We start from the raw sequence: 21,126 nt of genomic DNA on the forward strand, positions 1-21,126 counted from the left end.
CCTACTGCCGGATCGCCGCCCTCGCGCTCGCCATGGTCTTCTGCTTGGCGAGCAACGGCTCCGCCAAAACGCTCGCATTCGACTCGATCAAGAACCGCTGGTATTCGTTCTCGGCACCGGACCATATGCCGATCAGGTTCACCTTCTGCTTGCACAGCACGTCGGCGAGCGCCACTTCCTTCTCGCGGGTCCCGGGTGTCGCGGCGCTGAATTCCTTGTCGTTTATCGCGGCGAGGGGGTCGGGGTACGTGTGCCCGGACCCTTGCATGCACTTCGACCACGCCTCGCTCGCCTTCACCACCGCAGGCGCCTTCTGTGACTTCACGTAGCTTTCCATGTTGAGCTTTTGGGGAAGTTCCAGGGCTTTCTGCAGTTCGACCTCGTGAAGTTCTCTCTGCGCCTCTCCCGCACACCCGCCCTCCGGTACGGGTACGCCGTTGTGGGTGGTTTCTTCACCCCTCACGAGCGGCATGATCGCGGCCGGATACTCTTCGGCCGGTTTCTGCATGTCGGGCACGTGGTACCCGTGTTGTTTCGCGAGCTCCGCATCGGCCAGGCCGTAACGCCGCTCGTTCGTTTCGATGTCGGTGCTCGGCTGCGCTGCAGGGGTGTATGTGGCGCCCAGTCCGGCAAGGCACCGCTGCATGAGGGAGGCGCGCCCCCGGGCCAGTGCCTGCGCGTCGTCCGTCGTCAGCAGGTAATCGTCCAGGGGCAGCCTGAGGGCCTTGCTGTCGTTGACCTGGCGCACCCCGGTCCGGCCCGGGGTTTCACCGGGGGCGGTGTCGCCGGCCGAGCATGCGGACAGGAGCGGGAGCAAAAACACCGCGATACCGGCACACGCTCTGGAAGAAGGGGTGGTCGGGTTCACTGGATTCCTCTACGGGTAAGCAAGGAAGGGCGTTCTGCAGCCGCGGTCACGGTTGCAGAACACCCTTCTCCGGTCTGGTCGTCGGTGCTCAGCAGATCAGGTCTCGGACGGAAGCGTTGTTGTTGTACGTGTTCGCGAGGTTCCGGGACGTGTGCGCCTGAACGGTGTCGTAGGGACCGGCGTAGTACGAGTTGTAGTAGACCCGGTAGCAGTAGTTCGAGGCGTTCTGGGAGGACGCGGCATTGTTCTTCACCGGCTCGCCCTCACCATTGGCCCACGTGGTGAACACTTCCCCCGCGAGGTTGGGGTAATCGGTGTCCGTGAACCAGCGGGCGCCGGCCTGGTTGGAGTTGTAGTAGAGGCAGAAAAAGCCGGTCGGGCATTCATATGCGTTGGCCGGAGTGGCCATTCCGAGCGTGACGCCGGCTGCGGCGAGCAACAGTGTCAGGGTCCGCTTCATGCGCATGGTCCATCCCCCTACGTAGTGGTGTTGGTCTTGCCGGCGTCACATCGGGTGCGACGGGAAGGAATCGTGATTCAGCTTCCCGAATGCGGCACGCTCCGATCCAACCCAGCCGTGTCCATGCCAGGCATCGTAGGCGGTTGATGGATCTTCAACAACGTGCACAAAACGCCGAGTTGGGGCGATCGCGGGCCTCCTGTGGACTTCCCGCCGCCGGTCTCCCGACTCGCACCTCATCTGACCTTCCGTCAGATTGGAACGTGTTCTACTCTGCCGCGCATGGGCATCGGAATCACGCAGGAACAGCGGGAGTTGGCCGAGGCCGTGCGCGGCTGGGTGGCGCGCGCCGTGCCGCCCGAGGAGGTGCGCAAGCTCCTCGACACCCCGCCGCAGACCGGCACGCGGCCCGCCTACTGGGACGCGATGACCGCGCAGGGGCTGCTGGAGCCGCACCGGGAGGGCGGGACCCTCCTGGATCTGGCCGTCGTCGTCGAGGAGGCGGGCCGGGCCGCGCTGCCCGGCGCGTACCTGCCGAGCGCGCTGGCCTCCGTACTGCTGGACCGGGCCGGGGTCGAACCGCTCGACGGCCGGGTCGGGGCCGTCGCGCTGGGGCCCGGGACGCTGACCGCCGTCGCCGTCGAGGGCGGCGGACACCTGCTGGACGGGGTCGCGCCGCCGGTGCTCGGCGCCGGCGAGGCCGACCTCGTACTGCTCGCCGCGGAGGCCGCGCACGGCACCCGCTGGTTCGCCGTGGACGCCGCCGTCCTGGACATCCGTACGCAGGAGAGCGCCGACCCCACCCGCCCCACCGCCGAGGTGCGGGCCCGCGCTGTCACCGTGGCGCCCGGCCGGCTGCTGGAGCTGGACGCCGCCCTGGTCCGGGACCTGGCCTGCACCCTCTTCGCCGCCGACGCCTGCGGCACCGCCGCCTGGGCCCTGCACGCCGCCGCCGAGTACGCCAAGGTGCGCGAGCAGTTCGGGCGGCCCATCGGGCAGTTCCAGGGCGTCAAGCACCTGTGCGCCGACATGCTGGTCCGGCTGGAGCAGGCCCGCGCGCTGGCCTGGGACGCCGCCCAGGCCATGGACGAGCCCGCCGAGGTGCGCTCGCTGGTCGCCGCGCTCGCCGCCGGCGCCGCCCTGGACGCCGCCTACTCCTGCGCCAAGGACTGCATCCAGATCCTCGGCGGCATCGGCTTCACCTGGGAGCACGACGCCCACATCCACCTGCGCAGGGCCCTGGTCGCCCGGCAGCTGCTGGGACCCGGCGACGGGCACCGCGTACGGGCCGTGCGGCTCGCGGCGGCCGGCGCCCGTCGCGAACTGCGCCTGGAGCTGCCCCCCGAGAGCCTGCGGGCAGCCGAGACCCACCGCGCGAAGGCCCGTGACGCGATCGAGGACGCCCGCGGGCTGGACCCGGCCGCCGCCCGGCGGATCCTGGCCCCCACCGGCTACGCGGCCCCCTACCTGCCACCCCCCTACGGCCTCGGCGCCGGACCGGTCGAACAGCTCGTCGTCCAGCAGGAGCTGCGGCGGGCCGGGGTCAAGATCGCCGACCTCGGGATCGCCACCTGGGTCGTGCCCTCGCTGATCGCCTACGGGACGGACGCGCAGCGGGAGGCGTACGTCCTGCCGACCCTGCGCGGGGACGTCACCTGGTGCCAGCTCTTCTCCGAACCGGGGGCGGGCTCGGACCTGGCCTCGCTGCGGACCAGGGCGGAGCGCGCGGCGGACGGCTCCTGGAAGGTCAACGGACAGAAGGTGTGGACGAGTTCCGCCCACAGCGCCGACTACGGGATCCTGCTGGCCCGCACCGACCCCGCCGCCCCCAAGCACAAGGGACTCGGCTACTTCGTCGTCGACATGAAGAACACCCCCGGCATCGACATCCGGCCGCTGAAGGAGATCACCGGGGAGGCCCTCTTCAACGAGGTCTGGTTCGACGACGCGCCGCTCCCGGCGGACGCCCTGGTCGGGGCGCCCGACGGCGGCTGGAAGGTGGCCCGCAACACCCTCGGCAACGAGCGCGTCCACATGGCCGACCAGATGACCTTCGACACCGGCCTCGAAGCCCTCCTCGCCCGCTCCGCCGATCTGGACGGCGCGTACCGGGCGCGCATCGGGGCGCTCACCGCCGAGGCGCACGCGCTGGCGTGCATCGGGCTGCGCACCACGCTCCAGCAGGTGTCGGGGCTGGAGCCGGGCGCGGGCGCGTCCGTACGCAAACTCGTCCAGACCCCGCACCAGCAGCGGACCGCCGAGCTCGCGCTCGAACTGCTGGGACCGGCGGGCGCGGTGCGGGAGGGGGCGGGGGAGCGGGCGGTGCACGGGATGCTCATGTCCCGCTGCCTGACCATCGCCGGGGGCACCACGCAGGTCCAGCTCAACGTCGTCGCCGAGCGGATTCTCGGCCTCCCGAGGGACTGAAGGGCATCAGTGATGAAGTCGTACATCGTGGGCGTCGGCATGACGAAGTTCGAGAAGCCGGAGTCGCGGGACTGGCAGTACTGGGACATGGCGAAGGAGGCCGGTTCCGCGGCGCTCGCGGACGCGGGAGTGGACTACGGGCTCGTCGAACAGGTGCCGGTGGGCTACTGCTTTCAGGCCTCCACGGCCGGCCAGCGGGCGGCGTACGAACTGGGCCTGTCCGGGGTCCCGGTCTACAACGTGAACAACAACTGCGCGACCGGGTCGACGGCGCTGATGATGGCGCGGCAGTTCGTCGAGGGCGGCATCAACGACTGCGTGCTGGCGCTCGGCTTCGAGAAGATGAAGCGGGGCGCGCTGGGCGGCGGGGCCGACGGGGGTGACTTCAAGACGTCTCCGGTGGCCCGCCACTACGGGATCATGGCCGCCGGGCACGGCTTCGAGATGTCCCCGCCCACCGCGCAGATCTTCGGCAACGCGGCGCGCGAGCACATGGAGCGGTACGGGACCACGGCCGCGCAGCTCGCGGCGGTGGGCGCGAAGAACCACCGGCACTCGGCGGACAACCCGAACGCGCAGTTCCAGGACGTGTACACGGTGGAGGAGATCCTGGCGGCGAAGGAGATCCACGCGCCGCTCACGAAGCTCCAGTGCTCCCCGACGTCCGACGGGGCGGCGGCCGCGCTCGTCGTCTCCGAGCGGTTCGTGGTGCGGCACGGACTGCACGACAAGGCGGTGGAGATCATCGCGCAGTCCATGACGACGGACACGGAAGCGTCCTTCTCGTCGGGCTCGTGCATCGACGTGGTCGGCAAGCCGATGACGGCGGCGGCGGGCCGGCAGGTCTTCGAGGCGTCGGGGCTGGGCATCGAGGACGTCGACGTGATCGAACTGCACGACTGTTTCTCGATCAACGAACTGCTGACGTACGAGGCGCTCGGCATGTGCGAGGACGGCGCCGCCGGGAAGCTGGTGGAATCCGGGGCCACGACGTACGGCGGCCGCTGGGTGGTGAACCCCTCCGGGGGTCTGATCTCGAAGGGCCACCCGCTGGGCGCGACGGGCCTGGCCCAGGCGGCCGAACTGGTCTGGCAGCTGCGGGGGGAAGCCGGTCCGCGCCAGGTCGCCGGCGCGAGGGTGGGCCTGGCCCACAACATCGGCCTCGGCGGCGCGGCGGTGGTCACGCTGCTGCGGAAGTAGGCCCCGGCGGGGCAGCCGGTGCGGTGGGGCTGGACCCGGCCGTCACCACCGGAAGACCCCGCGCCAGGTCCAGCCCGCCGCCAGGACCGTGTCGCGGAGAGGGGACGTGACCCGGGCGGAGCTGAAGGCGGAGGTCTCCTGCAGGCGGCGGCGGCCGTCGGGGCCGCGTTCGAGGGTCCACTGCTTGGAGACCGTGGTCAGGGGGCCGCGGGAGTACGCGAGGCCCGTGCCGTTGAAGGAGACCTCCCCCGGTTCCAAGGCCTCCCACTTCTCGTCGAGGGTGCGGACCTCGCGGGCGGCCGGGACCAGGCGCAGGCGGGTCTGGCCGCGGCGCGGATGCCAGGGGCCCGGCGGGATGCGCCACACCGCCACCAGGTCGGCGGCCTCCTTCGGGGTGCCGTCGCGCAGGACGAACGGGGCGTCCGGCCCGTCGAGCGCGAGCAACGCGGCCCGGACCTCCGCTGCGGGCAGCGGTCTGACACCGCCGACGGGACGCCGCGTACCGGTCAGCTTGTCGAATATGCCCATCGGATCAACCTAGGTCGTGTCGTCAAAGTCCCGCCTGGCCGGAGGCCCCGCCCTTCGGGCGGCCGGCGCCACTTTGACGACACTACCCAGGGAGATCACTGTCCCCGCACAAGCTCGCACCGGCCGTCCACGCACTCGCGCTTCAGCCGGCCACGGGAAAGGGTCTGCGCCAGCCCGACGGCCCAGCACATCGGGCACCCGCGCAGCGCGACCACACCGACCGGAGCCAACAGCAGACTGCCCACTCCCACGACCGGAAGGAGGGCGAAGGCACCGATCAGCGAACCGAATCCGATCGCGCCGCGCACCAGGTGCCGGGGCAGGGAGGCGCTGGCGAAGTCGCGGCCGTCAGTCATCGTCGTCTTCACGGTTGCCTCCTGGAGCCGGTTCGGGTGTGTTCCGCAGCGCGAGCTGGACGGCTGCGCGGGCCCGGTGCAGCCGGGACTTCATCGCGGCGGTGCGAATCCCGAGCGCATCGGCGGTCATGCGTCCGCTGAGGCCCTGGATGTCCCGCATGATCAGCACGTTCCGCTGGTCGGCGGGCAGGGCGGCCACCGCTTTCGCCACCCGGGCCGCTTCCAGGCGGAGCACCACCTCGTCCTCGGCGGACATCACGGCGCCGTCCGGCAGCTGCTCCGAGCCCCGCGGTATCGCCGACCGGGCGCGCCGCAGGCACTCGTTGCGGACGATGCGGAACATCCATGACGCCAGTGCGCCCGAGGCCCTCAGCATCCCGATCTTGCGGTACAGGATGATCAGCGCCTCCTGGGCCGCGTCCTCGGCGTCTTCGGGTGAGGCGCACAGCGTGTGGGCGAAGCGGCGTACGTGCGGATGAGATCCGGACACCAACGCGGTGATCGAGTCGACGTCGCCGCACTGCGCGGCGGCGATCAGCGTCTCGCCCGGCCAGGTCGTGTCAGCCACGAGCCCGACCCCGCTTGCGCAGGACGAAGAACGTGCACGTGCAGAGCAGTACGAGCGCGGCGGCACCGGCGATGAGAGCGATCACGACAACCTCCAGGTCACGGTGTACCGACGTTGTCGTCGGTACACCCATAAGAGACCGGGTCGCCGGAAAAGGATTCACCCCAGGCTCGGGTCGATCACCGTCTCCCCCATCGACGCCCGGCGGATCGCGTCCGCCAGGTCCTCGACCGGCCCGTCGCGCAGCACCAGCCCCGCCGCGCCGGCGCCCAGCGAGGCGGCCGGCAGCCCCGGATGCGCGGAGCCCGTCAGGACCAGGACCCGGCACTCGGGATCCTCCGCCAGCACGGCCTGCACGGAGGCGACCTCCTCCACCAGGGCCACCACCGGCCGCGCCGTCAGGTCCCGTACGACCTCGATGTCCGGCTGGAGGCCGAGCTGGAGCGCCAGGGCCGGGTTCTGCGGATCCAGCAGGACGCGCAGGGCGCGGGCCTGGCGGTGTTCCACGGGCATTTCTTCCACGGCCAGAGCCTATCTGACGTGAAGTCAGGAGTCTTCCCAACTGCGGGGGCGTGCGTTATACATTCCCTCACCGGCCGGACCTAGAACGCGTTCTAAAAGGAACGCTCCCACAGTCCGGCCCGCATACGACCTCGGTGCGGCCGACGGTGCGGACGGCCGCACCGAGGTCTTCCAGAGAACCAGAGAGATCCAGAGATCCAGAGGAGCAGCATCTTCATGCCGATCGATGCCGCCAGGGCCCTCGCCGCCGACCCCCGTCAGGGGGACATCCGCTGGGACCACAAGGACATCCAGCTCTACCACCTCGGCCTCGGCGCCGGACTCCCGGCGACCGACCCCGACGAGCTGCGCTACACCCTGGAGTCCAAACTCCACGTCCTCCCCAGCTTCGCGACCGTCGCCGGCGCCGGCATGGCCATGCTGGGCGGCCTCTCCGCGCCCGGGATCGACGTCAACCTCGCCGCCGTCCTGCACGGCGGCCACTCCATCGAGCTGCACCGGCCCATCCCCGTCAAGGGGCAGGCCACCTCCAGCTCCAAGGTCGCCGCCGTCTACGACAAGGGCAAGGCGGCCGTCATCGTGCTGCGCTCCGAGGTCGCGGACGCCGACGGGCCGCTGTGGACCAGCGACGCGCAGATCTTCGTACGGGGAGAGGGCGGATTCGGCGGCGACCGCGGCCCCTCCGTCCGGGAGGAACTGCCCGAGCGCGCCCCCGACCGCACCGAGGAACGGCACATCCGCGAGGACCAGGGACTCCTCTACCGCCTCTCCGGCGACTGGAACCCGCTGCACGCCGACCCCGAGTTCGCCAAGCTGGCCGGCTTCGACAAGCCGATCCTGCACGGCCTGTGCTCGTACGGGATGACCCTCAAGGCCGTCGTCGACACCGCCCTCGGCGGGGACGTGTCCCGGGTCCGCGCCTACCGCACGCGGTTCGCCGGGATCGTCTTCCCGGGCGAGACGCTGCGCATCCGGATGTGGCAGGAGCCCGGCCGCGTCCTCGCGTCGGTGACCGCCGTCGAACGGGACGACGCGCCGGTCCTCGCCGACACCGTCGTCGAACACGCGTAATCCACCCAAAGGAGCCGCACCGTGCGCGCAGCACTGCAGAGCGAGATCGGCCAGGACAAGCTCGAAGTCGTCGACGACATGGAGGCCGTGGGCTTCGGCCCGGGCAAGGTCAGGATCCGCATCAAGGCCACCGGCCTGTGCCACTCCGACCTCTCCGCGATGAGCGGCGTCCTGCCCCAGCCCGCCCCGTTCATCCCCGGCCACGAGGGCTCCGGCGTGATCACGGACATCGGCGACGGGGTCACCACCCACCAGGTCGGCGACCGCGTCCTCGTCTGCTGGCTGCCGCCGTGCGGGCACTGCCCCTCCTGCAAGCGCGGCCAGGGACACCTGTGCCTCGAGGCCTTCGGGAACGTCGCCACCCCCAACTTCAAGCGGGCCGGCACCGAGATCTTCGGCTTCGCCGGCACCGGCACCTTCTCCGAGGAGATGGTCGTCCCCGCCGCGTGCGCCATCCCCATCCCCGACGACCTGCCCTTCGACATCGCGGCGCTCATCGGCTGCGGCGTCACCACCGGACTCGGCGCGGCCATCAACACCGCCAAGGTGGAGGCCGGTTCCTCGGTCGCCGTCATCGGCTGCGGCGGAGTCGGCATATCCGTCATCCAGGGCGCCAAGGTCCAGGGCGCGGCGCAGATCATCGCCGTGGACCCGGTGGCCTCGCGGCGTGAGGCGGCGCTGCGGTTCGGCGCCACCGAGGCGGTCTCCCCGGAGGAGTTCGCCGACGCCAAGAACCGGATCACGGCCGGCGAGGGCTTCGACTACGTCTTCGAGGTCGTCGGCAAGTCCGCGACCGCCCGGACGGCGTACGAGATGACGCGGCGCGGCGGCTCGGTCGTCGTGGTCGGCGCGGGCGCCCTCGACGACAACTTCCAGGTCAACATGTTCTCGCTGTTCTTCGACGAGAAGAAGATCCTGCCCTCGATGTACGGCGGCGGGGACGTGCTCCGCTCCTACGAGCGCACCATCGCGCTGTGGCGGGCCGGCCGGATCGACCTGGCGAACCTGATCACCCACCGGGTGCACCTGGCCGAGATCAACGACGCCCTCGACCAGATGCGCACGGGCGTCGCCCTGCGCACCTGCATCGAACTCTGACCCGTTCTGCCGAATCCGAGGGGAACCGTACGGATGTCACTGCCACTTGAGGGACTCTCCGCCATCGTCACGGGCGCGGGCCGCGGGCTCGGCCGGGCCGAGGCGATCGAGCTCGCGCGGCTCGGCGCGAGCGTGGTCGTCAACGACTTCGGGCAACCCGGACGGGACGGCTCCGGGGAGGCCTCGGCCGCACCGGCGCAGGAAGTGGCCGACGAGATCCGCGCCGCGGGCGGCCGGGCCGTCGCGCACCTGGGCGACGTGGCCGACTTCGAGCAGGCGCGCGAGCTGGTCGACCTGGCGGTGAGCAGCTTCGGCAAGCTCGACATCCTGGTCAACAACGCGGGCATCCTGCGCGACCGGATGGTCTTCTCGATGTCGGAGGCGGAGTGGGACTCGGTCATCCGGGTCCACCTCAAGGGCCACTTCAACACCACCCACTTCGCCTCCGTGCACTGGCGCGAGCGGTCGAAGGCGGCGGGCGGCCCGGTGTACGGAAGGATCATCAACACCTCCTCCGAGGCCTTCCTCGGCGGCTCGGCCGGCCAGCCGAACTACGCGGCCGCCAAGGGCGGCATCGTGGGCCTGACCACCTCGACCGCCCTGGCCCTCGCGAAGTACGGGGTGACGGCCAACGCCATCTGCCCGCGCGCCCGCACCCGTATGACCGAGGACGTCTTCGCCGGCTTCCAGGTCCCGGAGGAGGGAAAGCTCGACCCGCTGGCCCCCGAGCACGTCTCCCCGCTCGTCGGCTACCTGGCCTCACCCGCCTCGGCCAAGGCCAACGGGCAGCTGTTCGTCGTGCACGGCGGGATCGTGGTCGTCATGGAACGCCCCAAGGTGGCGGCCAAGTTCGACACCTCGAAGGAGGCCTTCTCCTTCGAGGAACTGGACGAGGTGCTCACCCCGCACTACGACTCCCGCCCGGCGAACGAAACCTTCGCGGCCGCCGAGGTCCTCGGCCTCAAGCACGGCTAGGTACGCGCGCCGACCGCCCCGGGCGGGCCGCCCGCTCAGCCGCCCAGCCGGGCCTGCTGGAGCGGCACCGGGCGGACCGGCTCGGGCGGGGGCGGCGGCGGGTCCAGCCGCACCGGCGGGGGCGGGCAGACCGGCTGGCTCAGGCTCACCATCCCGCACGGCACCTCCGGGGTCGCGTACGGAAGGTGCAGACGGCCCTCGCGGCTCCACAGGCCCGTACCGCCGAGCCAGCCCGCGGGCGCCCCGAGCCGGAAGAGGCGGCGGTCGGCCGGGCGCCACAGGCCGATGTCCCCGTCGGGCAGCCGCAGCGCGACCCCGCAGGTCTCCGGCATCAGGGCCTGCCCGGGCTGGACCGCGAACGGGATCGCGTCCCGCATCCGCAGGCACTCCGGGAAGCGGACCGGCAGGGAGCTGCCCAGCACGCCCCAGCCCAGGCGCGGTTCGCCCGGCGCGTCGGAGCGGATCAGCAGCAGTGCGCTGTCCGGGTCGGCCAGCAGGAGCCGGTCGTCGCTGTCCTCGGTGATCTGGAGCAGCGGGGAGACCTCGCCGCCGCGGCCGAGGTCCACGGCGACGGCCTTGGTGGTGCCGTCCAGTTCCCGGTCCAGGGCCAGCATCCGGCCCGCCCGGTCCAGCCAGACGCCGCCCGAACACCGGCCGGGGATCCGGGCGACCGGCCCGAAGCCGCCTCCGGCCACCTGCCAGACGGTGGTGGAGGTGTCCGCCACCGCCAGGGCGAAGGCGCTGCGCCCGTCCGGGGAGGGCGGCAGCAGGCGGATCCCCCGGTCCCCTTCCTGCCCGGCGCCGTCCTGCCCCGGCCCGTCCTGCCCCGGCCCGTCCTGCGCCGCCACCGCGCCCAGCTGCAGTTCCCCGGTACGCGGACCGTCCGCGGCGCCGCCCGTCGGGTACAGCAGCGCGAAGGCGTGCCGGTCCGCCACCCGCCGGCGGATCAGCACCCGCCCGTCGGCCAGCGGCAGCACCTCGCTGTCGGCCTCTTCCGGCTGCGCGAGCGGCAGCGGCACCGCGTACGGCTCCGGCCCGGCCAGGGTCCAGCGCTCCGCGAAGCGCGCCTCTCCGTCCCCCGCGAGCCGGGCGGCGTACGAACCGTCCGCGGTGATCGTGAACGGGGCCGTGGTCGTCATCTCGATGGCACAGGCAGTCATCCGGCCGTCACCTCCGGGGCGAAGCTAGTTTTCGCACTTCCAGCCGAACAAGACGACCCAGCACGCTTCACACGTACGGGTGTCCGCCCGCCGGTTCGCCTGTGGTGGAGGTGGCGATTGTGCTCGCCGTGGCCTCCCTCGTCCGGGTCCGGCGTCCGGCGCGACCGCGCCGGAGCCCGGTCCTCCTGACGGAGTCCCCTTCTCCCTGGCGGGGACGGCCGCCACGGACGGTAGCCTTGGCCCGTGCCCCGTCTCTCTGAAGTCATCGCAGCGCTGGACGCTCTCTGGCCCCCCGCGCGGGCCGAGCAGTGGGATGCCGTGGGGACCGTCTGCGGCGACCCCGATGCCGAGGTCTCCCGGGTCCTGTTCGCCGTGGACCCCGTCCAGGAGATCGCCGACGAGGCGGTGAAGCTGGGCGCCGACCTGATCGTCACCCACCACCCCCTCTACCTCCGCGGCACCACCACCGTCGAGGCCGGCACCTTCAAGGGCCGCGTCGTGCACACGCTGATCAAGAACGACATCGCGCTGCACGTGGCCCACACCAACGCCGACACCGCCGATCCCGGAGTCTCCGACGCCCTCGCCGGCGCCCTCGACCTGCGGATCACCGGCCCGCTGGTGCCCGACCCGACCGACCCGGAGGGCCGCCGCGGCCTCGGCCGGATCTGCGTACTGGACCACCCCCAGACCCTGCGCGAGTTCGCCGCCCGCGCCGCGGCCCGGCTGCCGCAGACCGCGCAGGGCATCCGCGTGGCGGGCGACCCGGACGCCGTCATCCGTACCGTCGCCGTCAGCGGCGGCTCCGGCGACAGCCTCTTCGACCAGGTCAGGGCCGCCGGCGTGGACGTCTTCCTGACCGCCGACCTGCGCCACCACCCGGTGTCCGAAGCCCGCGAGCAGAGCCCGCTGGCCCTCGTCGACGCCGCGCACTGGGCCACCGAGTGGCCCTGGTGCGAGCAGGCCGCCGCGCAGCTCGACGCGATCTCCGAGCGCCACGGCTGGGGTCTGCGGACCCACGTCTCGCGCACGGTCACCGACCCGTGGACGGCGCACGCGCCGTCCGTCACACCCCCTTCTATCTCTGGAGCCCCCAACTGAACGCCGAGCCCGCCGACCAGATCCGACTTCTCGACATCCAGGCCCTGGACGTCCGGCTGTCTCAGCTCGCCCACAAGCGCAAGTCGCTGCCCGAGCACGCCGAGGTCGACTCGCTGACCAAGGACCTGACGCAGCAGCGCGACCTCCTCGTGGCGGCCCAGACGCAGGCGAGCGACGCCGCCCGCGAGCAGACCAAGGCGGAGCAGGACGTGGACCAGGTGCGCCAGCGCGCCGCCCGCGACCAGCAGCGGCTCGACTCCGGCGCCGGGATCTCGGCCCGGGACCTGGCGAACCTCCAGAGCGAGGTCGTCTCCCTCGCCAAGCGGCAGGCCGATCTGGAGGACGTCGTCCTCGAGGTCATGGAGCGCCTGGAGGCCGCGCAGGAGCGCGTCACCGAACTCACCGACCGCGTCGCGACCCTCGAGGCCAAGCTGACGGACGCCACCGCGCGCCGCGACGCCGCCACGGGCGAACTCGACGCCGAGGCCACCAAGATCGCCAAGGACCGCGAGGTCATCGTCGCGTCCATGCCGGCCGACCTGATGGCGCTGTACGAGAAGATCCGCGTCAAGCAGGGCGGGGTCGGCGCCGCGCGCCTGTACCAGCGCCGCTGCGAGGGCTGCCGCCTGGAGCTCGACATGGCCGAGGTCAACGAGATCAAGGCCGCGGCCCGCGACCAGGTCGTCCGGCACGACAACTGCGGCCGCATCCTGGTCCGTACGGCGGACTCGGGCATCTGATGCAGGGACCAGCCGCGTTCGTCGTGGAGGCCGACGGCGGTTCCCGGGGCAACCCGGGGCCCGCCGGCTACGGCGCGGTCGTCCTCGACCCGGCGACGGGCGAGACGCTGGCCGAGCGCGCCGAGTACATCGGCGTCGCCACGAACAACGTGGCGGAGTACAAGGGCCTGATCGCCGGCCTCAAGGCCGCCCGGGAGCTGGCCCCGGACGCGCGGGTCCGGGTCCGGATGGACTCCAAGCTGGTCGTCGAGCAGATGTCGGGCCGCTGGAAGATCAAGCACCCGGACATGAAGCCGCTGGCGGCGGAGGCCGCGCGGATCCTGCCCGCGTCCCAGGTGACGTACGAGTGGATCCCGCGCGAGCGGAACCGGCACGCGGACCGGCTCGCCAACGAGGCGATGGACGCGGGCAAGCGCGGCGCGCAGTGGGAGCCGTCGGCCTCGACGGCCGCGCTCGACACGTCGGCGGCCCGCGCCCTGGCCGCCCCGCCGTCGGGCCCTGTGGGCGACGCGGCGAAGGGAGCCGCGGCGGTCCGCGCCGCCCTGGTCTCGGCCAGGCCGGCGGACGGTTCAGCGGCCCCCGCGGCCCACGCCGCCCCGGCCGCCCCCGGGGCCCCCGCGGCCCCCGCCGCCACGGCGGCGTCGCCCGCGCGCACCGGCAGCCCCGCGCAGGCCCACGTTTCCCGTACGACGGCCCCTGGCCCGGCGCTCGCGGAGCCGGTCGCCGACACCCTGTTCGCGGAGCCCGCGCCCGCCGGGGCGACGCCCGACGCCCACCCGGCACCGCGGCCCGGCCAGGCCGACCACACCGCCGAGGCCCCCGCCCAGGGGCAGGGCTGGGCCCCCGACATGGGGACCCCCGCCACCTTCGTGCTGCTGCGGCACGGCGAGACCGCCCTCACCCCCCAGAAGCGCTTCTCCGGCAGCGGCGGCTCCGACCCCGAGCTGTCCCCGGCCGGCCGCCGCCAGGCCGCCGCGGTCGCCGAGGCGCTGTCCGCCCGCGGCACGATCCAGACGGTCGTCAGTTCCCCGCTGCGCCGCTGCCGCGAGACGGCCCAGGCCGTCGCCGACCGCCTCGGCCTGCCCGTCACGGTCGAAGAGGGCCTGCGCGAGGTGGACTTCGGCGCCTGGGAGGGCCTGACCTTCGCCGAGGTGCGCGAGCGCTTCCCGGACGACCTCCAGGCGTGGCTGGACTCCCCGAAGGCCGCCCCCACCGGCGGCGGCGAGAGCTTCGCGGCCGCCACCCGCCGGATCTCCGCCACCCGCGACCGGCTCCTGGCCGCCCACCGGGGCCGCACGGTCCTCCTGGTCACCCACGTGACCCCGGTCAAGATCCTGGTCCGCCTGGCTCTGGGCGCCCCGCCGGAGTCCCTGTTCCGCATGGAACTCTCCGCGGCCTCCCTCTCGGCGGTGGCCTACTACGCGGACGGCAACGCCTCGCTCCGCCTCCTGAACGACACGTCCCACCTGCGGTAGCCGGTGCCTGCACGCCGTAGGGGGACACCGTTCCACCGACACCCGCGCCACGACGGGTGTCGGTACGCCGGCCGACAGAGCAACGCCGCCTGGCCCCGCCACGAAGGTCCCAGCCGGTCCTCACCCCGTTAGACCCTCGGGAGAAGCCACGATGTCCGCTCAGCACCGGCACCGCGAGTACCTCCCCGTCGACAGGGAGGCATCGCTGAAGTTCGCCGTCCAGCGCCTGAACGAGAGCGGCGTGCGCGCGCAGCTCATCGAGGGGGAATTCGAGATCAGGGCTCCCACCTGGGACCACGAGAACGCCGTGGACATGATCCGCGACGGGCTCGCCCGCAGGGCCCGTGAACTGAAGTGCGTGAAGGGCTCGGGCAACCTGGACCTGCCGGGCACGGAGAACTGGTACCTGCCCGACATCGCGATCATCCCGCAGGCCGTCGCCAAGGGCGCCAAGTCGCTCTCGGTGGAGGAGGCACTGCTGGTGGTGGAGGTGACCTCGGAGTCCAACGCGGCCGACGACCGGATCAAGAAGCGGCGACGGTACGGACAGTTCGGCGTCCCCCTGTACCTGCTCGTCGACCGGATGGACGCGAGCTGGACGTTGTTCTCCGACCCGGTCGCCGACGGCTACGCCGTCGCGGATGGACCACATCCGTTCGGGATCCCCGTCCGTCTCCCGGACCCCTTCGGCGTGGAGATCGACACCGCCGGCCTGTGATCGGGAAACTCCCGCACCGGAGCCCCGGACCGGAGCCCCGAACGGGAGTGGAGGCGGCAGACGAGCCGGCCTGTACGCCGGGTTCTGTCACCCGGTGACCTCGCGGTCGCCGGGGAGACGGCCATCCATCTAGGACCGGCGTTGCCGCCGGCCTCGTGCGGTCTACCCGCGAACTCGGGCGGGCAGCCCTCAAGCGTTCGCGCAGATCCGTCCGGGGACGGATCCTCTTGACCTTGCTCCGGGTGGGGTTTACCTAGCCGCCTGAGTCACCTCAGGCGCTGGTGGTCTCTTACACCACCGTTTCACCCTTACCGAGGGCCAAGGCCCCCGGCGGTCTGTTTTCTGTGGCACTGTCCCGCGGGTCACCCCGGGTGGCCGTTAGCCACCACCCTGCCCTGTGGAGCCCGGACGTTCCTCGGCGGGATCCGAGGATCCCGACGCGGCCGTCCGGCCGACTCGTCTGCCGTGGTGGCCATGTTACCCGGGGCGACGGCCTCGCTTGACCTTGCCGCAACGGCAGGGTTTCTACTGGGGCCATGCGGATCGGAGAGATCGCCGTGCTCGTCGGGGTCACCACCCGGGCGATCCGGCACTACCACCATGTCGGGCTGCTTCCGGAACCGGAGCGGCGCCCCAACGGCTACCGCGTCTACAGCGTCCGTGACGCCGTGCTGCTGGCCCGTGTACGCCGGCTCACCGAGCTCGGGCTCAGCCTCGACGAGGTGCGTGACGTCCTCGCGGACGACGCCGGGCGGGAGCTGGCCGACGTACTCGAAGAGCTCGACGCCGACCTGGCCCGCCAGCAGGCCGAGATCGCCGAGCGCCGGCGGCGGCTCGCCGTCCTGCTGGCCGCTCCGCCCGGGGAGACCGAGCCGGTCTCGCCGGCGCTCGCCGCGCTGCTCGCGAAGGCGCCGCCGACCGCCTCGCCGAGTGCGGCGATGGACCGCGAGCACCTGACGCTGCTCGACGGCTCGGGTCCCGCCGGGGAGCGGCTCTACGCCGCGCTCGGGCCGCTGGCCGCCGATCCGGCCCTGCTCGCGCTGTACGAGCGGCTCGACGAGCTGGCCGACGCTCCGGCCGACGACCCCCGGATCCCGGCGCTGGCCGCCGAGCTGGTCGCAGCCGTCCCGGACGAAGTGTTCGCCGCGATCCCCGCCGGGGGCGCGGTCGCGGCGGGGTTCAAGGAGGCGCTGCTCGCCGAGTACCCGCCGGCGCAGGCGGAAGTCGTACGCCGGGTCATGGAGGCGTTCATGGAGAGGGGCCGGGTATGAGGGGGATTCGGGTGAGCGGGGTGCGGGTGAGCGGGGTGGGGGTGCGGGCGGCGCGCTGGGTGGCAGCCGCCGTCGTACCGGGTGAACTGGTGGTGGTGTGCTGCCTCGCCGCCGGCGTGCGGCTCCCCGCGTGGGCGGTGGCGGCGTCCGAGGTCCTGGTGCTCGCCGTGTTGCTGCTGGAGGCGCGGGTGGTGCGCGCGCTGTACGCCGCCGCTCGGGCCGGGGGAGCGGCACCCCGGGAGGCCTGGCGGGCGGCCGTGCGCACCGTCGTCCCCGTCCAGGTGCGCCGGCTGGTGCGGCACGAGCTGCGGGCCGCCGCCTCGCTCGGCTGGTGGGTGCTGCGGCGCAAGCACGGGGTCCGAGACGGCGACCTCACCGCCGGGTACACCGGACCGCAGACGGCCATGATGTACGGAATGCTCTTCGTGTCGGTGATCGAGACGGTCGTCCTGGCCCTCCTCATCCCCTGGCCCGCGGTCCACCGGGTCGTGCTCGTCGTCGACCTCTACGGGATCCTGCTCGTGCTCGCCCTGCACGCCGCCTGCGTCGCCCGGCCGCACGTCGTCCGCACCGACGGGTCCCTGCGGATCCGCTACGGCGCCCTCTTCGACCTCGTCGTCCCGCCGGAGGCGGTGGCCTCGGTCCGCGTCGACCGCCGCTACCCGGAGGGCCGGCTGGTCACCGTCTCCGAGGACGGGGTGCTCGACCTGATCGTGGGCAGCCAGACCACGGTGACCCTGGAGCTGGCCCGCCCGCTCGCCTTCACCCGCCCGCTCGGGGCCCGCGGAGAGGCGCGGACGATCCGCTTCCACGCCGACGACCCACGCGCGCTGGTCAGCGCCCTGCGCGGGGCCGCCTGAGAAGCTGCCGGGGCCGCCTGAGAAGCCGCCGGGGCCGCCTGGGACCGGCCGTCCGGTGACCCGCTCACGCGGTGGCGAACAGCACCTTCGCCGTGCCCGGGGCCGCCTGCGTCAGCCGGACCCGGATGCGCTCGCCCAGCGGCAGCGCCTCCCGCGCGGACTCGACGCGGCCGACCACCGCCGGCTCCTCGAGGTGGACGGTGCCCACCAGCGGCTCCCGGTCCTTGACGTCGATGACCGTGGCCTCGAAGGTCTCCCCGACGCGGTCCTTGAGCACGGCCGCCTCGACGAGGTCCACGGACTCCCGCTCCGCCGCGTTGGCCAGCCGGTTGCCGCTCGCCATCTCCTGCGGCAGCGCCGCCAGCGCCGCCACCGCCCACTCGGGGGGTTCGGCCCCGGCCACCGCCGCCACGCACAGCTCGCCGGTGTACCGGTCGACGAGCCTGCGCAGGGGCGCGGTCGTATGGGCGTACGGGGCCGCCACCGCGGAGTGGATCGCCGGGTCGGGGCGCTCGCCGCCGGTGAACACGGTGTAGCCCGCGCCGCGCAGCAGGGCCGTGCACTCCTGGAGGAAGGCGGCGTGGTCGGGGCGGTGCGGGTCGAGGGAGCGGACGAGTTCGGCGTACGGGACGTGGTGGGGCCAGTCGATCCGCAGGGCCTTCGCCGCCCGGCGCAGCTTGCCGACGGCGCCGTCGGGGGCGGTGGGGAGGGTCCGCAGGATGCCGGTTCCGGCGGCCAGCATCAGGTCGGCGGCCGCCATGCCGGTCATGAGGGAGATCTGGGCGTTCCAGCCGTCGGCGGGGAGCGGGGCCCGGTAGGCGAGGGAGTAGGTGCCGTCGTGTGCGACGACGACCTGCTCGGGCACGTTCAGCGAGACGCCGCCGCGGTCCACCTCCAGGGCCTCGCGGAGCCGGCCGATGTCCTTGAGGAGGGCGAGGGGTTCTTCCGCGGTACCGGTGTCGATGGCCTTCTGGACGCCCTCGTAGTCGAGCTTGGCCCGGCTGCGGACCAGGGCACGGCGGACATCGGTCGTCTCGACCCGGCCCTCGGCGTCGAGGTCGAGCCGCCACAACAGCGCGGGGCGGGTCTGGTCCGGCAGCAGGCTGGCCGCGCCCTCCGAGAGCACGGCAGGGTGCAGCGGGATCTTCCCGTCGGGGAAGTAGAGGGTGGTGACGCGGCGGTGTGCCTCCCTGTCGAGGGGGCCGCCGGGGGTGACGAAGGCGGCGACGTCGGCGATGGCGTAGTGGACGCGGTAGCCGCCGGAGGATCGTTTCGCCAGGTGCATCGCCTGGTCGAGGTCGACGGAGGCCGGGGGATCGACGGTGAAGAAGGGGATGTCGGTGGCGTCGTCGGCGCCGGTCTCGGACAGGCGGGGCGCCCCGGCGGCGCGCTCGGCCTCGGCGAGCGCCTCGGCGGGGAACTCCCGCGGCACGTCCAGCTCGGTCCGCAGGTCACGCAGCGCGGCTCGCAGGGCAACCCCGTCTGCGCCGGTCATGTGCAGGTGACGGCGTGGCATGGACCGAGCGTAGGCCCTGGCCGGGCGATGTGCGCGGGGTCGGGCGGTCGGGGCGGGCCCGGCTCGGGGGCCGGGCCGGGCCCGCGGGCCGTCTACCCTGGCTCCGGGGCCGCATCCCCCGCGTCGTGTCGTGTTGAAGGAGAACCACCGTGCTCGTGCTGCTGCCGCCGTCCGAAGGAAAGGCCGCCGGCGGCTCCGGCGCACCCCTGAAGCCGGAGACGCTGTCGCTGCCCGGCCTGGCCGCGGCGCGCGCGGCGGTCTTGGACGAGCTGGTCGAGCTGTGCGGGGCGGACGAGCTCAAGGCGCGCGAGGTCCTCGGCCTGAGCGAGGGGCTGCGGGGCGAGGTCGCGAAGAACGCGGAGCTGCGCTCGGCGGTGGCCCGGCCGGCGGGGGAGATCTACACCGGGGTCCTGTACGACGCGTTGGGCCTCGCCGACCTGACGCCGGCGGCGCGCACGGCGGCCGAGGACGCGCTGCTGGTCTTCTCGGGCCTGTGGGGTGCGGTGCGGATCACCGACCGGATCCCCTCGTACCGCTGCTCGATGGGCGTGAAGCTGCCGGGGCTGGGAGCGCTGGGGGCGTACTGGCGCGAGCCGATGGCCTCGGTCATGCCGGAGGCGGCGGGGGAGGGGCTGGTGCTGGACCTGCGGTCGTCGGCGTACGCGTCGGCGTGGAAGCCGAAGGGGGAGGTGGCGGGGCGGACGGCGACGGTGCGGGTGCTGCACTCGCAGACGGTGGACGGGGTGGAGAAGCGGTCGGTGGTCAGCCACTTCAACAAGGCGACCAAGGGGCGGCTGGTCCGGGACCTGCTGCTCGCGGGGGCGGCCCCCGCGTCGCCGGCGGACCTGGTGACGGCCCTGCGGGACCTGTCCTACGTGGTCGAGGCCGAGGCTCCCGCGAAGCCGGGCAAGGCGTGGTCCCTCGACGTGATCGTCACCCAGATCCACTGACCGCCGCCGACCGGGCGGGGCGTGGCGCCGTTGCGGCGGGTCTGCCCCGCGCCTCAATCGCCGGCGCGGCTGGGTCGGGCGGCGGAGGCCGGATCGGCAGGTGCGGTGCCTCTGCGGCGCCGCTGCGGGGGCTCCGCCCCCGAGCCCCCGCGCCTCAAACGCCGGCGAGGCTGGATTGGGCCGAGGTCGGCTTTCGGATGCGGCTCGCGCCCCCTCAGCGGCACTGAGCAGCACAGGTCGTCACAACCAGCCCCGCTGGTCTTGAAGCCGCACGCACTCCAGCCCCGCTGGCGTTCGAGGCGCGGGGCGGAGCCTCGATCTTGAAGCCGCACCCACTCCAGCCTCGCCGGCGTTTGAGGCGCGGGGTGCGGGGCGGAGCCCCGCATCTTGGAGCCGCACGTATGCGCGCGGCAGGGCGAAACCCAGCCTCGCCGGCGATTGAGGCGCGGGGTGGAGCTCCGGGGGGCTCGGTGGGGTCAGCGGCCCAGGGGCCAGGCTACGGTGGCCGGGGTCTGGGCGGTGGTGCCCGCGTATTGGGCGCAGGCGTCCGTCAGGGACTCCAGGAGGGTGAGCGGGTCCGGGAGGGGGTGCTCCATGCCACGGATCCACCTCACCGACTGGTCACCGGGGAGGGCCGCCGGCGGGACCAGGACGTAGCTGCCGCGGCAGTGCCAGCGCAGTCCGGGGTGCTCGTCCATCGTCTCGGGGTGGCAGTCCAGTTCGCACGGCCACCACTCGTCCTCGTCCTCCGGCGTACCCCGCGTCGCGGTGAAGAAGAGCATGCGCGCCTGGTCACCCGTACCGCCCGACTCGGCGACCGGGCCCACCTCGATGCCGGCCTCCAGCAGGCGGGCGAGGGCGGCGGCGCCGGCCTCCAGCGGGACGTCGAGTACGTCGTGGACCATGCCGGTCGCGGTGATGAAGTTGGCCTGGGGCTGGTTGCGTGCCCAGCGTTCGACCTGCGCGCGATCGGTGGTCGACTGCGTCTGCCAGGCGAAGGAGAGGGGGTGCCGTGCGGGCGTCGGACAGCCGATCCGGTCGCACGAACACCGGTAGCCGGCGGGATGGGCGGCGGGGGCGAGCGGCAGACCGGCGGCGGCGACGGCCAGGAGGAGCGCCTCGCGCTCGCGTCCGGGGTCTTCGGCGGCGGGTTTCTGCCGCCGGCGCAGCCACTGGGAAATCCTGCTCTGCTCGCCGCGTTTGACGCGGCCGGACTCGGACCCCATCTATCCCCTCACCTCACGGTTGCCCCGGCGCACCTT

Annotated in this window: 21 protein-coding genes and 1 other RNA gene; 12 read left to right on the forward strand and 10 right to left on the reverse strand. The window is 73.0% G+C overall.

Annotation, left to right across the window (positions count from 1 at the left end; all coding sequences use genetic code 11):
• Nucleotide 1 precedes the first annotated feature (1 nt).
• Nucleotides 2-868 (reverse strand): hypothetical protein, encoded by an 867-nt coding sequence (locus ACIP5M_RS22525; protein ID WP_401199681.1) that lies wholly within the window; start codon nt 866-868, stop codon nt 2-4.
• 88 nt (nt 869-956) lie between these two features.
• Nucleotides 957-1,334 (reverse strand): peptidase inhibitor family I36 protein, encoded by a 378-nt coding sequence (locus ACIP5M_RS22530; RefSeq protein ID WP_401199683.1) that lies wholly within the window; start codon nt 1,332-1,334, stop codon nt 957-959.
• A 276-nt stretch (nt 1,335-1,610) separates the two neighbouring features.
• Between ACIP5M_RS22530 and ACIP5M_RS22535 the strand changes: the two genes are divergently transcribed.
• Both ACIP5M_RS22535 and ACIP5M_RS22540 read left to right on the forward strand, forming a co-directional pair.
• Complete coding sequence (locus ACIP5M_RS22535) at nt 1,611-3,755, forward strand: acyl-CoA dehydrogenase (protein ID WP_401199685.1); 2,145 nt, start codon at nt 1,611-1,613, stop codon at nt 3,753-3,755.
• Between the two features lie 12 nt (nt 3,756-3,767).
• A complete protein-coding gene (locus tag ACIP5M_RS22540; RefSeq protein WP_401199687.1) occupies nt 3,768-4,955 on the forward strand; it encodes a lipid-transfer protein in 1,188 nt (395 codons plus the stop codon).
• 42 nt (nt 4,956-4,997) lie between these two features.
• On the opposite strand, the gene ACIP5M_RS22545 is transcribed toward ACIP5M_RS22540, so the two are convergent.
• The 4 genes from ACIP5M_RS22545 to ACIP5M_RS22560 all read right to left on the reverse strand — a co-directional run bounded on the left by ACIP5M_RS22545 (nt 4,998) and on the right by ACIP5M_RS22560 (nt 6,920).
• On the reverse strand, nt 4,998-5,483 hold the full coding sequence (locus tag ACIP5M_RS22545) for a hypothetical protein (protein ID WP_401199689.1): 486 nt from the start codon (nt 5,481-5,483) through the stop codon (nt 4,998-5,000).
• Between the two features lie 95 nt (nt 5,484-5,578).
• Complete coding sequence (locus tag ACIP5M_RS22550; RefSeq protein WP_401199690.1) at nt 5,579-5,851, reverse strand: hypothetical protein; 273 nt, start codon at nt 5,849-5,851, stop codon at nt 5,579-5,581.
• Nucleotides 5,832-6,407 (reverse strand): RNA polymerase sigma factor, encoded by a 576-nt coding sequence (locus ACIP5M_RS22555; protein ID WP_401199692.1) that lies wholly within the window; start codon nt 6,405-6,407, stop codon nt 5,832-5,834. The genes ACIP5M_RS22550 and ACIP5M_RS22555 overlap by 20 nt, the downstream gene beginning before the upstream one ends.
• 159 nt (nt 6,408-6,566) lie before the next feature.
• A complete protein-coding gene (locus ACIP5M_RS22560; protein WP_401199972.1) occupies nt 6,567-6,920 on the reverse strand; it encodes a DNA-binding response regulator in 354 nt (117 codons plus the stop codon).
• A 225-nt stretch (nt 6,921-7,145) separates the two neighbouring features.
• Between ACIP5M_RS22560 and ACIP5M_RS22565 the strand changes: the two genes are divergently transcribed.
• Genes ACIP5M_RS22565 through ACIP5M_RS22575 form a run of 3 tightly spaced genes read left to right on the forward strand, consistent with a single transcriptional unit; the run spans nt 7,146 to nt 10,073 of the window.
• Complete coding sequence (locus tag ACIP5M_RS22565; RefSeq protein ID WP_401199694.1) at nt 7,146-8,000, forward strand: MaoC/PaaZ C-terminal domain-containing protein; 855 nt, start codon at nt 7,146-7,148, stop codon at nt 7,998-8,000.
• Nucleotides 8,001-8,021: 21 nt separating this feature from the next.
• Nucleotides 8,022-9,098: a Zn-dependent alcohol dehydrogenase gene (locus tag ACIP5M_RS22570; RefSeq protein ID WP_401199696.1), complete on the forward strand. Its 1,077-nt coding sequence runs from the start codon at nt 8,022-8,024 to the stop codon at nt 9,096-9,098.
• A 33-nt stretch (nt 9,099-9,131) separates the two neighbouring features.
• Entirely contained in the window at nt 9,132-10,073 is a 942-nt protein-coding gene (locus ACIP5M_RS22575) for a 3-oxoacyl-ACP reductase (RefSeq protein ID WP_401199698.1), read from the forward strand.
• A gap of 35 nt (nt 10,074-10,108) precedes the next feature.
• Here ACIP5M_RS22575 and ACIP5M_RS22580 read toward each other — a convergent pair whose 3' ends face one another.
• Complete coding sequence (locus ACIP5M_RS22580) at nt 10,109-11,233, reverse strand: hypothetical protein (RefSeq protein ID WP_401199700.1); 1,125 nt, start codon at nt 11,231-11,233, stop codon at nt 10,109-10,111.
• A gap of 243 nt (nt 11,234-11,476) precedes the next feature.
• Here ACIP5M_RS22580 and ACIP5M_RS22585 point away from each other — a divergent pair, with 243 nt between their 5' ends.
• The 4 genes from ACIP5M_RS22585 (at nt 11,477) to ACIP5M_RS22600 (ending at nt 15,267) form a co-directional block, all read left to right on the forward strand.
• A complete protein-coding gene (locus ACIP5M_RS22585; RefSeq protein ID WP_401199701.1) occupies nt 11,477-12,334 on the forward strand; it encodes a Nif3-like dinuclear metal center hexameric protein in 858 nt (285 codons plus the stop codon).
• On the forward strand, nt 12,331-13,074 hold the full coding sequence (locus tag ACIP5M_RS22590; RefSeq protein ID WP_401199974.1) for a zinc ribbon domain-containing protein: 744 nt from the start codon (nt 12,331-12,333) through the stop codon (nt 13,072-13,074). The genes ACIP5M_RS22585 and ACIP5M_RS22590 overlap by 4 nt, the downstream gene beginning before the upstream one ends.
• Complete coding sequence (locus tag ACIP5M_RS22595; protein ID WP_401199703.1) at nt 13,074-14,549, forward strand: bifunctional RNase H/acid phosphatase; 1,476 nt, start codon at nt 13,074-13,076, stop codon at nt 14,547-14,549. Before ACIP5M_RS22590 ends, ACIP5M_RS22595 begins: the two co-directional genes overlap by 1 nt.
• Before the next feature lie 151 nt (nt 14,550-14,700).
• Nucleotides 14,701-15,267 (forward strand): Uma2 family endonuclease, encoded by a 567-nt coding sequence (locus ACIP5M_RS22600; protein WP_401199705.1) that lies wholly within the window; start codon nt 14,701-14,703, stop codon nt 15,265-15,267.
• A 57-nt stretch (nt 15,268-15,324) separates the two neighbouring features.
• Here the strand turns inward: ACIP5M_RS22600 and rnpB are convergent.
• An RNA gene (rnpB, locus tag ACIP5M_RS22605) (RNase P RNA component class A) lies at nt 15,325-15,726 on the reverse strand.
• Nucleotides 15,727-15,803: 77 nt separating this feature from the next.
• Between rnpB and ACIP5M_RS22610 the strand changes: the two genes are divergently transcribed.
• Together ACIP5M_RS22610 and ACIP5M_RS22615 are read left to right on the forward strand one after the other, a co-directional pair.
• On the forward strand, nt 15,804-16,538 hold the full coding sequence (locus ACIP5M_RS22610) for a MerR family transcriptional regulator (RefSeq protein WP_401199707.1): 735 nt from the start codon (nt 15,804-15,806) through the stop codon (nt 16,536-16,538).
• A complete protein-coding gene (locus ACIP5M_RS22615) occupies nt 16,535-17,398 on the forward strand; it encodes a hypothetical protein (RefSeq protein ID WP_401199709.1) in 864 nt (287 codons plus the stop codon). The genes ACIP5M_RS22610 and ACIP5M_RS22615 overlap by 4 nt, the downstream gene beginning before the upstream one ends.
• A gap of 64 nt (nt 17,399-17,462) precedes the next feature.
• Here the strand turns inward: ACIP5M_RS22615 and ACIP5M_RS22620 are convergent, their stop codons facing one another.
• The gene (locus ACIP5M_RS22620; protein WP_401199711.1) at nt 17,463-18,914 is read right to left on the reverse strand and encodes an RNB domain-containing ribonuclease; all 1,452 of its coding nucleotides are present in this window, start codon (nt 18,912-18,914) and stop codon (nt 17,463-17,465) included.
• 149 nt (nt 18,915-19,063) lie between these two features.
• Here ACIP5M_RS22620 and yaaA point away from each other — a divergent pair, with 149 nt between their 5' ends.
• Entirely contained in the window at nt 19,064-19,864 is an 801-nt protein-coding gene (yaaA, locus tag ACIP5M_RS22625) for a peroxide stress protein YaaA (protein ID WP_401199712.1), read from the forward strand.
• Between the two features lie 476 nt (nt 19,865-20,340).
• On the opposite strand, the gene ACIP5M_RS22630 is transcribed toward yaaA, so the two are convergent.
• Nucleotides 20,341-21,090, reverse strand: coding sequence for a bifunctional DNA primase/polymerase (locus tag ACIP5M_RS22630; protein WP_401199714.1), 750 nt, complete (start codon nt 21,088-21,090; stop codon nt 20,341-20,343).
• Nucleotides 21,091-21,126 lie beyond the last annotated feature (36 nt).

The organism is Streptomyces sp. NPDC088762, from assembly GCF_044750905.1.
GTDB lineage: Bacteria > Actinomycetota > Actinomycetes > Streptomycetales > Streptomycetaceae > Streptomyces.